10 protein-coding genes are annotated in these 16,707 nt (G+C 61.2%); 8 read left to right on the top strand and 2 right to left on the bottom strand.

Features of this window, described 5'->3' with window-relative positions; all coding sequences use genetic code 11:
- Positions 1-123: 123 nt before the first annotated feature.
- Together ACP2AV_RS12355 and ispG are read left to right on the top strand one after the other, a co-directional pair.
- On the top strand, positions 124-1,368 hold the full coding sequence (locus ACP2AV_RS12355) for a helix-turn-helix domain-containing protein (RefSeq protein WP_426373053.1): 1,245 nt from the start codon (positions 124-126) through the stop codon (positions 1,366-1,368).
- A gap of 72 nt (positions 1,369-1,440) precedes the next feature.
- Positions 1,441-2,568, top strand: a complete 1,128-nt coding sequence (gene ispG, locus ACP2AV_RS12350) for a flavodoxin-dependent (E)-4-hydroxy-3-methylbut-2-enyl-diphosphate synthase (RefSeq protein WP_426373052.1) — start codon at positions 1,441-1,443, stop codon at positions 2,566-2,568.
- 330 nt (positions 2,569-2,898) lie between these two features.
- On the opposite strand, the gene ACP2AV_RS12345 is transcribed toward ispG, so the two are convergent.
- Complete coding sequence (locus ACP2AV_RS12345; protein ID WP_426373050.1) at positions 2,899-3,663, bottom strand: DsbA family protein; 765 nt, start codon at positions 3,661-3,663, stop codon at positions 2,899-2,901.
- 129 nt (positions 3,664-3,792) lie between these two features.
- Between ACP2AV_RS12345 and ACP2AV_RS12340 the strand changes: the two genes are divergently transcribed.
- The 6 genes from ACP2AV_RS12340 (at position 3,793) to ACP2AV_RS12315 (ending at position 15,687) form a co-directional block, all read left to right on the top strand.
- Positions 3,793-4,941, top strand: a complete 1,149-nt coding sequence (locus tag ACP2AV_RS12340; protein ID WP_426373049.1) for a pyridoxal phosphate-dependent aminotransferase — start codon at positions 3,793-3,795, stop codon at positions 4,939-4,941.
- A 42-nt stretch (positions 4,942-4,983) separates the two neighbouring features.
- A complete protein-coding gene (locus ACP2AV_RS12335) occupies positions 4,984-6,204 on the top strand; it encodes an N-acetylmuramoyl-L-alanine amidase (protein ID WP_426373048.1) in 1,221 nt (406 codons plus the stop codon).
- A 115-nt stretch (positions 6,205-6,319) separates the two neighbouring features.
- Entirely contained in the window at positions 6,320-8,848 is a 2,529-nt protein-coding gene (locus ACP2AV_RS12330; protein WP_426373047.1) for a penicillin-binding protein 1A, read from the top strand.
- Positions 8,849-9,008: 160 nt separating this feature from the next.
- Positions 9,009-13,520 (top strand): ExeM/NucH family extracellular endonuclease, encoded by a 4,512-nt coding sequence (locus tag ACP2AV_RS12325; RefSeq protein ID WP_426373046.1) that lies wholly within the window; start codon positions 9,009-9,011, stop codon positions 13,518-13,520.
- A gap of 104 nt (positions 13,521-13,624) precedes the next feature.
- Positions 13,625-14,752: a peptide chain release factor 2 gene (gene prfB, locus ACP2AV_RS12320; protein ID WP_426373045.1), complete on the top strand. Its 1,128-nt coding sequence runs from the start codon at positions 13,625-13,627 to the stop codon at positions 14,750-14,752.
- A 155-nt stretch (positions 14,753-14,907) separates the two neighbouring features.
- Positions 14,908-15,687 (top strand): DUF2189 domain-containing protein, encoded by a 780-nt coding sequence (locus ACP2AV_RS12315; protein ID WP_426373044.1) that lies wholly within the window; start codon positions 14,908-14,910, stop codon positions 15,685-15,687.
- Here ACP2AV_RS12315 and ACP2AV_RS12310 read toward each other — a convergent pair.
- Positions 15,590-16,561 carry an alpha/beta hydrolase gene (locus tag ACP2AV_RS12310; RefSeq protein ID WP_426373092.1) on the bottom strand — a complete coding sequence of 324 codons (972 nt, stop codon included), beginning with the start codon at positions 16,559-16,561 and terminating at the stop codon, positions 15,590-15,592. The two genes, ACP2AV_RS12315 and ACP2AV_RS12310, sit on opposite strands and share 98 nt — an antisense overlap.
- Between the last annotated feature and the right edge of the window lie 146 nt (positions 16,562-16,707).

The raw sequence follows: 16,707 nt of genomic DNA, 5'->3' as shown, positions 1-16,707 counted from the left end.
GTGGGATTATCCTATTCCCTGTGCTTGGTTACGATATGTGGTAATCTTTTTCCAATAGGCTGGCGATCACAGGCGATTCGCCGGCAAATTGGGGACATAGATGGCAGCCAAGGGGCAGGTCCTGTGATTGGCCGTCGTGATATAGAAACGACGGATGAGGTGGACGCGCAACCCAAAGGGTTCGACGCGTATGATCTTCGTTTAGGCGATATCATGCGGGGTGAGCGTGCGACGCTCGGCAAATCCCTTCTGGATGTTCAGCGCGAGTTGAAGATCAAAGCGACTTATATTGCCGCGATCGAAAATGCTGACCCAGCCGCGTTTGAGACGCCGGGGTTCATTGCCGGGTATGTGCGGTCCTACGCACGGTACTTGGGGCTGGACGCCGAATGGGCCTATGACACCTTCTGCAAAGAAGGGAATTTCGAGGTTTCTCACGGGATGTCGCCAGCGGCATCCGGGGCGAAGAAGACCAAGAAAACCCTGGCCGCAAAGCGTGATCCGCTGGGCGATCCAGATGCGATTTTCGTGCCGCGCACAGATGCCATGATCTCGCGCATTCAGCCGGGCGCATTGGGATCAATCGCGGTGCTGGCCATGCTGGTTGGCGCAATCGGCTATGGTGGCTGGTCGGTCCTGCAGGAAATTCAACGTGTTGAATTTGCCCCGCTGGACCAGGCGCCTGGCGTCGTGGCCGAACTGCAGGATGGCGCCGTCACCAGCACCGATCCGCTGAGCGACACGCAGGTCGCTGCCTTGGCAACCGCGCCCAGCTCTGATGCGCTTGATCGTCTTTATCGCCCGCAGGCGCTGGATGTTCCTGTGCTGACGGCGCGCGATGGTCCAATCGCGGCCATTGACCCGTCGACTACGGGCGCTCTGGCCGGCTTGAATAGCCCGTTGCAGAACACGGACCTTCCGATGCTTGGCGCTAGCATGGCACCGTCAGACCTGGCGCCCAACGCCGATGTCGCGGATGCGCCGGTGCAAGTTGTCGAAGCCGATCTGCCCGAGATCGTCTTGTTCGCCGTTCGCCCTTCGTGGGTGCGCGTGCGCGCCGCCGATGGCACCGTGTTGTTTGAAAAAACCTTGGACGCCAACGAACAATACGTTCTGCCGGCAACCGAAGGCCTGCCTACTCTGCGGGCCGGAAACGCGGGCGGTATCTATTTTTCGGTAAACGGGCAGGCCTATGGCCCGGTCGGGGCCGATGGCAGTGTGGTCAAGAACGTTCAGATCGGCGTGGCCGAGGTCAAGAGCACCTACGAGGTTGCTGACCTGTCCAAAGACAGCGCCTTGGCCGATTATGTTCGCGTCGCGCAGGCCGAAGGGTTGATGATCGAACAGGCGCCCCCTGCGTCGGAGTGATCGGTTGCCCTGCGCGGGCCGAGCAACTATCTGCTGTGTTGAACGAAACCAGCCTAACGCAAGGGGTCGCGCATGTCGTTGAACCACGTCCGTCCTTGGCGCAACATCTACCGCCGCAAATCCCGCCAGATCATGGTTGGAAACGTGCCGGTTGGTGGGGATGCGCCGATATCGGTGCAGACCATGACCAACACCGACAGCGGTGACGTCAAGGCGACCCTGACCCAGGTGATTGCCGCAGCCGAAGCGGGCGCCGATATCGTCCGCATCAGCGCGCCAGACATAGCCGCCACGTCCGCCCTGCGTGAAATTTGCCGCGAAAGCCCCGTGCCGATCGTGGCGGATATTCATTTTCACTACAAACGCGCCATCGAAGCGGCTGAGGCAGGCGCGGCCTGTCTGCGCATCAACCCCGGCAATATCGGCGATTCCAAGCGCGTGCGCGAGGTCGTTCAAGCGGCCAAGGATCATGGCTGTTCGATCCGCATCGGGGTGAACGCGGGATCGCTGGAAAAGCACCTGTTGGAAAAATATGGCGAACCGTGCCCCGACGCGATGGTCGAAAGCGGGCTGGATCACATCAAACTGTTGCAGGACAACGACTTCCATGAATTCAAGATCAGCGTAAAGGCCAGCGACGTGTTTCTGTCAGCCGCCGCCTACCAGGCGCTGGCCGAAGCAACCGATGCCCCGATTCATCTGGGCATTACCGAAGCTGGCGGTCTGACGTCAGGCACGATCAAAAGCGCCATCGGACTGGGCAACCTGCTGTGGATGGGCATCGGCGATACGGTGCGCGTCAGCCTGTCGGCCGATCCGGTCGAAGAGGTTAAGGTGGGCTACGAAATCCTCAAATCGCTGGGCCTGCGCCACCGCGGGGTCAATATCATTTCGTGCCCATCCTGCGCCCGTCAGGGTTTTGACGTAATCAAGACGGTCGAGACGCTGGAAAAACGGCTGGAACACATCAAAACGCCCATGTCGCTGTCAATCATCGGTTGCGTGGTGAACGGGCCCGGCGAAGCGTTGATGACCGATGTCGGTTTTACCGGCGGCGGCGCGGGCAGCGGCATGGTCTATCTGGCAGGCAAACAAAGCCACAAGATGTCGAATGACCAGATGGTTGACCACATCGTTGAGCAGGTCGAAAAACGGGCCGCCCAGCTTGACGCCGAAACCGCCAAAGAGGCGGCCGAATAGAATTCGGCCCCGACCAAATTAGCCCGCCCCGGCCAAATTAGCCCGCTAGGTCCTGCTGTGGTTCGGGCGGAACCACAGCTGCGGGGCGCTCGCCAACCGCGTCTGCTTGGAATACTGCGGCGCTTTCGCCAGCGCTCAGAACGTCACTGCCGTTCATGGCCAACTCAACTCGCTCATATACGGGGTCTGCGCTGGTAGAGAGTGCAGGAGCGCGCCGAAATCTGGCCCGTATCGATCTGGCCCGTATCGATTTGGCAATGTCGGTGGCGCCGCGCGTGTCCTTGGGGGGCGACCTAGTGCCAACCCGTTCCCGAGGCGTTCAGATCTTTGTTACCCGTCGGCGCGGGCGTCGGCCACAATTTCGCGCATTGCGTCCAGCGGCGCGTATCCACGCAGTAGCTGATCGCCGATGACGAATGTCGGTGTGCCACTGATCTGCAAACGTTGGGCCAGGGCGTGGTTCTCGGTCAGGATCGTGTTGATCTTGTCGCTGTTCATTTGTGCCCGCACCGCGCTGACATCCAGCCCCATGTTGCGGGCCATCTTGTCCAGCCTGGCGTCGGTGATCTTGCCACGCCCTTCCATCAACGCGTCGTGGACGCGCTCATAGGTGTCATCGCCAGCAACTTCGCGCACGGCCAACGCGAATCGTGATGCCAGGACGGACGTTTCGCCAAGGATCGGGAATTCCTTGACGATAAAACGGATGTTGCCGTCCGTCTCAAGCAATTGTGAAACCTCGGGGTGGGCCTTTTTGCAGTATCCGCAGTTGTAGTCGGCAAATTCCACCACCGTGATATCACCTGCCGGATTGCCGCCGACGAAAGACGTCGGGTCGTCGAATATGGCGGCGGCGTTGACCTGAACCAGCGTGACGTCATCCGCACTTTGCGCTTCGGCCTGCTGTTGTTCAAGAACCCCGATCGCTTCCATAAGCACTTCGGGATTGGTCAGAAGATAGCTGCGCACCTCGTCCCGAAAGGCGGCCCGTTCAGCATCGTTCAGCTTGGTCATATCCGTTTCGCCGACCGCTGCCGACGACATGGCCAGCAAGAGCGCGATGGAGCGGGCGAGGGGGAAGGATGGGCGGCGCATGGGCGAATCTCCGGTTGCTGACGTTTGGCCTGCGTATCACATGCGCCAGCCGTGGTAACCCGGCCATCCCCCCATTGACGGCGGGCGATGGCAATGCCAACCAACGCGGGCGCATTAAGGATATCGGCAATGAAAAACTCAACCCGCAGCAACGTTGATCCCTTTATTGTGATGGATGTCATGGAGGCAGCCCGTGCCGCAGAAGAGGCCGGTCGTCACATCATCCACATGGAAGTCGGCCAACCTGGCACGCCCGCGCCGGCGGCTGCCCGCCGTGCCCTGATCGATGAAATGCATGCCGGTTCGCTGGGATACACAGTGGCGCTTGGGCTGCCGGCGCTTCGGGCGCGGATCGCGCGGCTCTATGGTGAATGGTATGGTGTCGATCTGGACCCGGACCGCGTGGTGGTGACGTCTGGATCATCCGGGGCGTTCATCCTGGCCTTTACCGCACTGTTCGATGCGGGCGCGCGTGTCGGTTTGGGCGAACCGGGCTATCCCAGCTATCGCCAGATTCTGTCGGCGCTGGATCTTGAACCGGTCGGGCTGCAGACCTCTGCGGGCAACCGATTGCAACCGGTTCCGGGCGATTTGCCGGATGACTTGGACGGGCTGATCGTCGCATCGCCGGGCAATCCTAGCGGCACAATGTTGGATCGCGCTGCGATGTCAGACCTGATCACAGCCGCCCATAGCCGCGATATTTCCTTTATATCGGACGAGATTTACCACGGCATCCAATATGGCGACCGGGCGGTCAGTGCGCTGGAAATCAGTGATGACGTCTATGTCATCAATTCATTTTCCAAGTACTTTTCGATGACCGGGTGGCGTGTCGGCTGGATGGTGGTCCCGCCCGACCACGTGCGCACGATCGAGCGTTTGGCCCAGAACCTGTTCATTTGCCCGCCTCATGCCAGCCAGATCGCAGCACTTGGCGCACTGGATGCGGGCGATGAATGTGCGGCGAACCTGGCCGTTTACGCGCGCAACCGTGCCCTGATGATCGACGGCTTGCCAAAGGCCGGGTTCACGCGCTTTGCGCCGCCGGACGGGGCATTTTATGTCTACGCCGATGTGTCCGAGCTGACCGATGACAGCCGCGCATTCGCCGCCGAGATTTTGGACCAGACCGGGGTGGCAGTGACGCCGGGGTTGGATTTTGACCCAAAGCGCGGGCATCAGACGTTGCGCTTTTCCTATGCGCGCGCGAGCGCGGATATCGAAGAGGGTCTGCGCCGATTGCAGGCTTTCATGGCCGCGCGCGGCGCCATATGATGCGGACAAGGCATCAGCAGAGGCCATGATGAGAGCAGTGTCATGATCCCTATCGTTCGCGTTTGGCTTGCCGTGGTGGTGGCCTGTTTTGCAGTGGCCGCATCTGCCCAGACGGATCGCCTGACCGGGCTGGCCCGCGTTGATCCCGCGCACACCCGGATTTACGAAGTCTCAGGCGACACTGTGCTGGAACTTGCGCTCAGCCAGCCGGTTCCGTTCCGCATATTCGCGCTGGATAATCCGCGCCGCATGGTGATTGATCTGTCCGAAGTGGTCTGGGATGGGCTGGACCCTGACGCGATGAACCGGTCCTTTCGCGTGTCCGGCGCGCGTGTTGGCGGTTTTCAGCCGGGCTGGTCGCGCATGGTGCTGGATCTGAGCGTGCCCCTTGGTCTTGTCATCGCCGATGTCAGTGCAAACGCATCTGGCGCCTTGATCACGATGACGTTCGAACAGATCGATGACGATACCTTTGCCGAAGGGGCAGGGGCACCGCCCGACGCGCAAATCACCCCGCCCGCAGCCGAGACTGCCGCACCGCGCCGCCGCTACCAGGGGGATCGCCCGCTGGTGGTTGTCCTGGATCCGGGCCATGGCGGCATCGATCCCGGAGCACAGGCCGACGGAATGGTTGAATCCCACCTGATGTTGACCTTCGCGCAGGAACTTCGTGACATGCTGATCCGGTCTGGCGGGTTCCATGTGGTTCTGACCCGGACCGACGACAGTTTCGTGCCGCTCGAGCACCGGATCACCATCGCGCGCGAAGCTGGCGCAGACGTGTTCCTGTCGCTGCATGCCGATGCGCTGGCGGAAGGGACCGCGTCAGGCGCATCGGTTTACACCTTGGCCGAAAAAGCCACCGATCGCGCAGCCCAGCAACTGGCGGAACGCCATGACCGCGCCGATCTGCTGGCCGGCGTCGATCTGAGCGATACCGAGGACGAAATCGCCATCGTGTTGATGGATCTGGCCCGCACGGAAACCGCTCCGCGCACCGAGCGGTTCGCCAAAATCCTGGTCGAAGAGCTGACGCAGAATATCAAGATGCACAAGAAGCCGCGCCACCGGGCGAACTTTTCGGTGCTCAAAGCCCCGGATATTCCGTCTGTTCTTCTGGAAATCGGGTTCTTGTCCAGTGCGCGCGACCGCCAGCGTCTGAGCGATCCGGCATGGCGGGCCAAGGCAGTCTGGGCGATGCGCGACGCGCTGCAGCGATGGGCCGAGGCCGACGCCGCCGAGGCCCAGCTGATCCGGCAATAGCCGCAAACGTCACGTGGACGTGAGCGCTGTTGACGCACAAGGCGTTTTTCCCCGTTTTGCCTTGGCGCCAGCTCCGGTATAGTGGGAAGTCAGTGCACTCGGGCGAGGACAGGACTTGATCCGCTTCATTTTGTCATTTTTCGGCGCCATCTTTTCGGCCCTGACCATCGGTTCGGTCATGGCCGCGCTGGCCGTGGGCGGTATTTTCTGGGTCTATGGCCGGGACTTGCCGAACCATGAGCAGCTGGCGTCGTACAGGCCGCCGACCATCAGCCGGATCTATTCCAACGAAGGGCGGATCATCGACGAATTTGCCCGCGAGCGGCGCCTGTTCGTGCCCGCCGACGAAATCCCTGATTTGGTCAAGCACGCGTTTATTTCCGCCGAAGACAAGAATTTCTATGTGCACAAGGGCTATGATCTGCGTGGCATGATCGCCGCGGCGTTGGCCGCAGTCGATGGCGGGACCCTGCGCGGCGCGTCGACGATTACGCAGCAGGTGATGAAGAACTTCCTGCTGTCGTCTGACCGATCCGCCGAGCGCAAGATCAAAGAGATCATCCTGGCCTCGCGGCTTGAAAAGACACTGGGCAAGGATGACATCCTTGCGCTTTACCTGAATGAAATCGATCTGGGCGCACGGTCCTTTGGTGTGGCCGCCGCCGCGCAGACCTATTTCAACAAGTCCCTGAGCGAGCTTTCCAGCGAAGAGGCTGCGTTTCTGGCGATCCACCCCAAGGCGCCTTATTCCTATCATCCCGTCAAGAATTACGATGCCGCGCTTCAACGGCGCAATTTCGTGCTGCGAGAGATGTACGAAAACGGGTATCTGCCGGTCGAAGAATACGAACGGGCCCGTAATCAACCGATTCTGTCGGTGCAGAACGGCGATTACGACAGTTTCCGCAGCAGCCTGCCGACACGTGACTATTTCACCGACGAAATTCGCCGCCAGCTGAGCAAGAACTTTGGCGAAGAAGAGTTTTTTGAGGGCGGCCTGTCGATCCGGGCCACCGTAGATCCGGAATTGCAGGCGAAGGCGGCGCGGGCGCTGCGCGCCCAGCTAGAGGATCTGGACCGGTCGTGGGGCGAATGGCGCGGCACCGGGCAGAGCATTGATCCCGCGGCCCTGCAAAACGGCACCTGGCGCGAGGCGCTTCAGGACCTGCGCGTGGCCCGCGACATCGATCTTGACGGGAAATGGCATGTTGCGGTGGTGCAAGCCGTGGGCGATCAGCAACTTGATATCTTGATCGAAGGGATCGACGAAGACCCCGCCGAACCCTGGATCGTGGGGCGTAAGGACACCGCGTGGTTCCGCGGGTCGCTGCGTGACAATTTCGATGTCGGTGACGTGGTCCACGTTCGCCGCATGACAACGGGCGATGACGGGACCGGCGATTTCATCCGCTGGACCTTGCGCCAAGTGCCCGAAGTGCAGGGCGGCTTCTTGGCGATGGACGTGAACACGGGGCGTGTTCTGGCCATGCAGGGCGGGTTTTCCTATCAGCATTCGGTGTTCAACCGCGCCACGCAAGCCACCCGCCAGCCGGGTTCATCGTTCAAGCCGTTCGTCTACGCGGCGGCCCTGGACAGCGGGTTCACGCCGGCGACGATCCTTGTGGATGCTCCGATCGAAATCAACACGCCCGACGGGGTTTGGCGCCCGCAAAACGCCAGCCGCCAGTTCTATGGTCCGACGCCGCTGCGCACCGGGATCGAACAATCGCGCAACCTGATGACGATCCGTCTGGGCCAGGAAGTGGGCATGGATCTGGTGTCCAGCTACGCCAACCGTTTTGGCGTCTATGACAACATGCAGCCCTATTTGGCCAACGCTCTGGGCTCTGATGAAACGACCCTGTTCAAGATGGTGGCGGCCTACGCGATGTTTGCAAACGGCGGCGAGCGCGTGGAACCGACCCTGGTTGACCGCGTTCAAGACCGCTGGGGGCAGACGATTTACCGGCACGATCAGCGTCAATGCGTTGACTGCACGCGCGCCGACATTCCACCGGATCTGGCGCCCAAGATCGTATCGAACCGTGGCCGGGTGATTGACGCGATTACCGCGTATCAGCTGACCTCGATGTTGCAGGGCGTCGTGCAGCGCGGCACCGCCAGGGGCCGGGTCAATCTGCCCGTGCCGGTCGCTGGCAAGACAGGGACCACGAACGATGGCAAGGACGCGTGGTTCGTAGGGTTTACCAGCCAGATCGTTGCGGGGTGTTATATCGGATATGACCGCCCGCGTTCGATGCCGGGCGCGTCGGGTGGCAAATTCTGTGCGCCGGTTTTCAACGAATTCATGCAGGACGCTACGGCCAAATACGGGGGTGGCAAGTTCCGGGTGCCGCCGGGCGGGCACTTTATCAAGATCGATCGGTTCACGGGCGCGCGGCTTGCGGATTCAGCCTCGGGGCCGAACGTTGTCGCCGAATATTTCCGCGATGGCGAAGAACCGGTGTTCGGCATCGCATTTGATGGCGGGTTTGCCATGGGTTCGAACCTGCCAATGTTCCTGCCGGACGGGCCGTCGGGAACAAATGCAGGAACAAACGATGTGCGCACTTCGACCGGCGAAACGGTCAAAGTCCCCAACAAAGCGACCCTTGGGACCTTGTCGGCGGGCGGGCTTTACTGATCCGCAGGCCGAACCGGCGGAAATCCGCCTGAAATTTGAGCGTGTGGTCAACAATTCCAGGTGCGATTAACCATGTTCTTGGCAGGTCCAGCAGCGGCTGACACACTCATGTGATCTTGGGGAAGCTATGGTCCCCCCAATCATAATGAGGAGCCCCGCCATGTTTTCCCGTTTCTTAAGCACCACAGCCATTCCCAAAATTATTGTCGGATCAATGGACGGTGACGACCTGGCAGGCAGCGAAGGGCGTGACATCATACTGGGTCTGCGCGGTGATGACGTCATTTCGTCCGGCGGGGGGGACGACCGAGTGTTCGCCGGCAGCGGGAAGGATACCATCATCGCCGGGTCGGGTGACAATCGGTACGATGGCGGAACCGGGCGCGATACGGTGCGCTATGCAGGCAGCGCCGCTGACTACGAGATTTCCACCCCGACGCACTGGTGGCAACCAACGACCATCACGCGGTTGCACACTGCCCCCGAAGGGGCGGGAACAGATGTCATATTGCGGGTTGAGGCGCTGTATTTCGCGGCGGATGATTACACGCTGAACCTGGACGGCACCAACAACGCGGTGCTGGCGCGCAATGACAGCGTTTCCACTGACGAAGACACCGCTCTGACGCTGGATGCGGCCGATTTGACGGCCAACGACGCCGAGTTTGACGGCGATGCCATTTCCGTCACGTCTGTTGATGCGACATCGGCCGCGGGGGCCAGTGTCAGTCTTGCCGACGGCGTGATTTCCTATGACCACGCGGGCCTGTTTGATGCCCTTGCGGCGGGCGAAACCGCCCAGGACACGTTCAGCTATACCGCCGATGACGGCCTGGGTGGGACCGACACCGCCACTGTGACGGTCACGATTACCGGCGTGAACGATGCCCCCTCGATCATTGCGCCGGTATCGGTCAGCTACGCTGAAAACGGCACCGATCCGGTGGCCGTGATCGATAGCGCCGACCTGGACAGCACCGATCTGAGTTATGCGATCAGCGGTGGCGCGGATGCGGCGCTGTTTGCCATTGATGCGGCCACCGGCGCGCTGTCCTTCATCGCCGCCCCGGACTTTGAAGCGCCGGGCGACGCTGACGGCGACAACAGCTACGCCGTCGAAGTCAGCGTCACCGACGGCGATCTGAGCGACAGCGCGGCCGTGACGGTCAACGTGACGGATGTCGAAGAAATCTCGTTGGTCATCAGCGAAATCATGTACAACCCCGGCACGTCTGAGCCTGCAGGAGAATGGGTCGAGCTTTACAACGCCGGCGCCAGTGACGTGGATCTGACCGGCTTTGTGATCGACGATATCAACGGCACCGCGCATAGCGGCGCGAACATCGCGGGCGGGGTCATCGCGGCGGGCGAAACAGCGGTGTTGTTCAACGCCGACAGCTCCAGCGCCGCCACCTTTGCCGCGCAATGGGGCGAAGGCGTGACCCTGATCGCGGTGACGAACTGGTCGGCCATGTCGCTGAACAATTCGGGTGACACGGTGTCGGTCTGGTCGTCGTTCGATGCGTATGACGGCGATCACGCGACCCACGCCAATGCCATCGCCACCGTTGCCTATGACGATAGCGGCGATTGGCCCGCTGACGACGGGTCCGGATCGATCTATCTGACCGATTTGACGGCCGATCCGAACGACGGGGCCAACTGGGCCCTGTCCAGCGACGGCGCCGCAACCCCGGCGGGCGACACCTATGTGTCAACCGAAGGCGATGTCGGCTCGCCCGGCGGAATGTTCGCGCCTGCGGTGGTGCTGAACGAACTGGCGGTGAATACATCCGGCACCGACTGGGAATTTGCCGAACTCTACGGAGAGCCGGGCCATTCACTGGACGGGCTGACACTGGTCGTCGTGCGCGGTGACGACAGCACAGTGGGGAGCGTCTATCGCGCCTTCGACCTGACTGGGCACGAGATCGGCGCAAACGGATATTTCCTGCTGGCCAGCCCGCAGGCCGAACTGACCTTTGGCCTGACTGCCGACTACGCAATTGGCAACGACAGTTTCGTCAACGACACCAGCACCTTCCTGCTGGTACAGGACTTTACCGGCGCAGTGGGCGACGATCTGGATACCGACGACGACGGCAATCTGGATATCACCCCCTATGGCGCGGTGCTGGACTCGGTCGCGCTGATTGACGCAACCGCCGACGATCGGGCCTATTCGGGCGCGGTTGTCGGCCCGGATGGCAGTTACATGGCCGCCGGCGCGACCCGCAGCCCCGATGGCACGGGCGATTGGGTGATGACCGACTTTTCCGATGAAGCCACCTATAGCCCCACAGTCGCCGAGGTGGCCTTGGTGGCCGATGCACGTCTCAACGAAATCCACTACGACAACGCCGGCGCTGACGTGGGTGAATTCGTCGAAGTGCGGGTGAACGCAGGCGCCGACGTCTCGGGCCTGTCGGTTGCGCTCTACAATGGTTCGAACGGGGCGGACTATGACAGCGCCGCGCTGAGCACGATGGAAATGACCACGGACGGTACCTTTGATTACTACGTCTGGTCGCCGTCCAGCATCCAGAACGGCGCACCGGACGGGTTTGCTCTGATCGAGGCCGGCACAGTCGTGGAATTCCTGTCCTACGAAGGCACGATGACGGCCACAAGCGGCGCGGCCGCAGGCATGACGTCGACTGACATCGGCGTGGCTGAAACCAGCTCAACCGATCTGGGGCAGTCGCTCTGGCGCGACGCCGATGGCGTCTGGCAGGGCCCGGCCGACGAAACCCCGGGCGAAGCCAACGACGACGGCGGGTCGGGCGGCGGCGCAACCGAAGCGCTGATCTCGGCCGTTCAAGGATCGGGCGACGGCGGCGCAATGGTCGGCGAAACGGTGATCGTCGAAGCGATCGTGGTTGGCGATTTCCAGGACGGCGATGCGGACACGCTGCGCGATCTGCAAGGGTTCTTCTTGCAAGAAGAGGCCGCTGACAGCGACGGTGATGCCAGCACTTCAGAGGGCATTTTTGTATACGAAGGCACGGGCGATTTCATCACCGATGTCGCGCTTGGCGACCGGGTGCTGGTGACCGGTGTGGTCAGCGAATATTTCGGCCAGACCCAGATCGTCGCAACCGGTGTCGAAGTGATCGCTGCGGGCGCCGTGTCGGACGTAAACACCATGGCCGCGCATATCAGTGTGGATGGCATCGATGCGGTCACGACTGACGATAGCGGCAACTATGTGCCTGATTTGGAAGCTTACGAAGGCATGCTCGTCACAATCGACGACACGCTGACGGTGAATGAACTGTACCAGCTAGACCGGTTCAACGAAATGCGTCTGACCGCAGGCGACCGGCCCGAACAGTTCACCCAATCCAACGATCCCGATGTCGCTGCCTATGATGCCTATCAGCAGCAGACCGGCAGCGACGAGATCGTCTATGACGACGGGCTGAACTTTCAGAACCAGTCGATCCTGTCTGATGTCGATCTGAATGGCGACGGGGTGTTCGACACCTCGGACGGGTTCACCATGGGCGACACGGTCACCGGGCTGACCGGCGTCATTGGCTATAGCTGGGCGGGCAGTTCGTCCAGCCCGGCGACCTGGCGTGTTCGAAGCGTCGAAGAGGGGGCGAACACCTTCGTTGACACAGACACGCGCGAAGACACCGTGCCCGCGGTGGGGGGCGATCTGAAGGTGGTCAGTTTCAACGTGCTGAACTACTTCGTGACCATCGACGCCAGCGGCGCATCGACCGACCTGGGCTTTGATCCGCGCGGCGCCGATACGGCCGAAGAATTCGCGCGCCAGACTGAAAAGCTGGTCGGCACGCTTTTGGATACGGATGCGGATGTCTTTGGACTGGTCGAGCTGGAAAACCAGTTTGCCGAAGGGGCCAGCGACAACGCAATTGCAACCCTTGTGAGCGAAATGAACGCGACCCTCGGCAGCGATATCTATGACTGGGTGCGCCCGGGTGCGGACCATGTTGGCGATGACGCGATCGCTGTGGGCATGATCTATGATGCCAGTGCGGTCAGCGTCGTGCCGGGTACGGTCGATTACCTGACCGACGCCGATCTGGATGCGCTTGGCTATGGCGCTCTGGACGACGATGGCTTGGGCGTTTTCGAAGGCGCGGGCACCAACCGCTCGCCGCTGACGGCCGAGTTCATCGACCTTGGCACCGGCGAGGATTTCAGCGTGACCGTCACCCATATGAAATCCAAGGGCTCGGGCGAGGGCACGAACGCCGATATCGGCGACGGGGCAGGCGCGTCGAACGAAATGCGCAGCGAGGGCGTGGAAGTCATGCAAGCGTGGCTGGATGCCAGGGCCGACGCCGACAGTTTGGTGCTGGGCGACTTCAACGCTTACGCCGCCGAAGACCCGATCGATCTGATGGCCGCCGAAGGCTATGTGAACCTTGAAGAATTCTTCAATCCCGGCGCAACAACCTATGTGTTCGACGGGCAGACCGGCACGCTGGACTATGCTTTCGGATCGTCCGACATCATGGACAATGTCACCGGGGCCGAGGCGTGGCACATCAATTCGTCCGAGCCGGGTGCCATCGATTACAACACCGATTTCGGCCGCGATACGGCGATGTTCGACGGCGACGTGCCCTATCGCACATCCGACCACGACCCGATCATCGTCGGCCTGGACTTTGATCCGGTGCTGGTGGTCGCCTGACCCGCACCAAAGTTGGTCGACAAGGGGCGGGTGGCATGTGCCCGCCCCTTGTCCTTTCCGCGCAAACCAGTATCTAGGTGCGACAGAATATCGGAGGTCGCCCCTTGCGCGCGGATACGCAGAATACCGTCAACGAAATCCAGAAATCCCTGGACCTGCTGAAACAGCGGATGGATTGGGACACAGCCGGGCATCGCATGGAAGAATTCGATGCGATGATCGAAGATCCCGGCCTGTGGGACGATCAGGAACGGGCGCAACAACTGATGCGCGAGCGTCAGGCGCTGATGGACGCGATTGCGACCGCCAAATCGATCGAACAGGACATGAATGACAATGTCGAGCTGATCGAACTGGGCGAAATGGAAGAGGACCAGGAGGTCATCGCCGAGGCGGAAGCCGCCCTAAAAGCTGTGGCTGAAAAGGCCGCGCGAAAGGAACTGGAAGCACTTCTGAACGGCGAAGCGGATGCCAACGACACCTTTCTTGAAATCAACTCGGGTGCGGGCGGGACAGAAAGCTGCGACTGGGCGTCAATGCTGGCGCGCATGTATGTCCGCTGGGCCGAACAACACGGCTACAAGGTGGAATTGCAATCGCAATCACCGGGGGAAGAGGCGGGCATCAAATCCGCCGCCTACAAGATTTCCGGGCATAATGCCTATGGCTGGCTGAAATCTGAAAGCGGAGTGCACCGTCTGGTGCGTATTTCGCCCTATGACAGCGCGGCGCGACGGCACACATCATTCTGTTCGGTCTGGGTCTATCCGGTTGTCGATGACAACATCGAGATCGACGTGAACCCGGCCGACATCCGTATCGACACCTATCGGTCATCCGGGGCGGGCGGGCAGCACGTCAACACGACCGACTCGGCCGTGCGGATCACCCACATGCCCACCGGGATTGTGGTGACCAGTTCGGAAAAATCTCAGCACCAGAACCGGGACATTGCGATGAAGGCGCTCAAGTCGCGTCTCTACCAACTGGAACTGGACAAACGGAACGAAGCGATCAACGCCGCGCACGAGGCCAAGGGCGATGCCGGCTGGGGCAACCAGATCCGCAACTATGTGTTGCAGCCCTACCAGATGGTGAAGGACCTGCGCACCAACGTGGAAACCAGCGACACCCAAGGGGTGCTGGACGGCGATCTGGACAAGTTCATGGCCGCGACACTGGCCATGAATGTCAGCGGCAAAAGCCGCGCCGACGCGCAAACCGACGACTGATCCAGCGGTGCGGGCCAGTCGGCCCGCGCTGATTTTTGGGCATTGTGGCCGCGCGAGCCCGCTGTCCCGGCCGCGCACATATTCAGATCATTGATTCCTGAGGCTGGCTCGCGCAAGATACACGGTGCGAATTTTGGGCAGGGAGGATGAACCCAATGTCGGATACCCTTCAGGTGCCGGGCGATACAGTGCCGCAGCCGGGACGCGTGCGCGTTTCAGATTTGCGCGCGGCGCTGGTCAGCGGGTGGCGGGATTTTCGCCGCGCGCCGAGCTTTGGCATCTTTTTTGGCGCAGTTTATGCCATTGCAGGCTTGGGGCTGATTTGGCTGGGGGCGGGCACGTTCGTGTGGACCATCGCGATCTGCTTGGGTTTTCCGCTGTTTGCGCCATTTGCCGCCGTTGGGCTTTATGAGGTGTCGCGCCGCATTGAACAGGGCGATGCGTTGGACTGGTATCAGGTGCTCGGGGTGATCCACGCCGAAAAAGACCGCCAGATGCCTTGGATCGGCGCGATCATCCTGATCTACGTGCTGTTCTGGTCGTTCCTGTCGCATATGATTTTCGCGCTTTTCATGGGGCTGAGCGTCATGACAAACGTGTCCACGTCCTATGAGGTTTTCCTGACACCCAACGGGCTGACCATGATGTCCGTGCAGTTCTTGGTCGGCGGGGTGCTGGCCTTTGTGCTTTTTGCGCTGACGGTCGTGTCGATGCCTTTGCTTCTGGACCGCGAGGTGGACTTTGTGTCGGCCATGATCGTGTCGTTCCAACTGGTCGTGCGAAACTTGCCGGTCATGCTGCTCTGGGCAGGTTTTGTGGCCATAACAACGATCCTCGCTATGATCCCGGTCTTTCTGGGGCTGATTGTTGTGCTGCCGATCCTGGGCCATGCGACATGGCATCTTTATCGGCAGGCGCTGGTGCCGGTCGAGTGATCACAAGCCCTGGATAAAGGTACTGATTTCGCGAAACGCGCTGGCATTGTCGACGATGTCCAGATGGCCAATGCCGGGCAGAATTCTGTAGCACCCTGCGCCCGTCTGCTCTGAAATTACGGATTCGTACTTGCCGGAATAAAACGCTTCGTCTGCGTCCCCTGCGACCAAAAGAAACGGCTGGGTCATCGCCGCCAGATCGCCCTTGTAGTCGCTGCGCGGCGCGTATGAAGCGTTCAGCCGGTAGCTGTAGGCGTCGGTAAACGTCGCCCCAAGCGGTTTGGTGCGTTCGGCTTGAGGGATGGCAAACTGGATCACGGTCAGGCCGTTCAGCGCGCGGATGTGGGCCGCGTTCAGCATGGCCAGCCCCGATCAGACGCCGCGTCAGTGGCTGGGCCCACCCGCCGGAATTGGGGCGCTGTGTCGGGGCGTTGTACTTGAGAAAAGGGGCAATCAAAACAAACCCGTTCGCCAGATGGCCAAACGGACCGCCAGCAAACCGCACGGCCAGACCGCCGCCCGAACTATGCCCGCCCAGGATCACCGGGCCCTTTGGGGCCAGATGTGCGATCAGATCGGCGATATCTTCTTCCAATTGACCCAGGTGATCCACGTCGCCGCGCCGCTTGGGATCAAACCCATCTCCGCGCAAATCCGGCGCGGCGACATTGGCAGAGCCGTCCTGCGCCAGTCTCGTCGCCAACGCGATGAACTGCGCTGAATGCCAAGCCGATCCGTGCAACAGGATCAGCGTGGGCGCGGCGGGGTTGTCGGTCGGAAACCAGCGATAGGGCAGGGTACTGCCGTCGCGCGCGGTATAGCTGTGGTCCGGTGCTTGCACAGTGGGCGACGCGTCACCGCGCGCTTTGTGCATGGCGCCAAAATCCAGCGATGGTGATGCGGGGTTCACAGGCCGGGCAGGTTGCGACAGGATCAGTCCGATCGCGATAAGCGCCATGATGACCAAACTGACCGCGGCGATACGAAGAATGATCAGCAGCACATCAATCCCGTTCAGGC

Source organism: Aliiroseovarius sp. PTFE2010 (assembly GCF_049943335.1).
Taxonomy (GTDB): domain Bacteria; phylum Pseudomonadota; class Alphaproteobacteria; order Rhodobacterales; family Rhodobacteraceae; genus JBNFVY01.
Note: the sequence above shows the minus strand (reverse complement) of the source record. Positions and strands in the feature narration are given on the sequence as shown.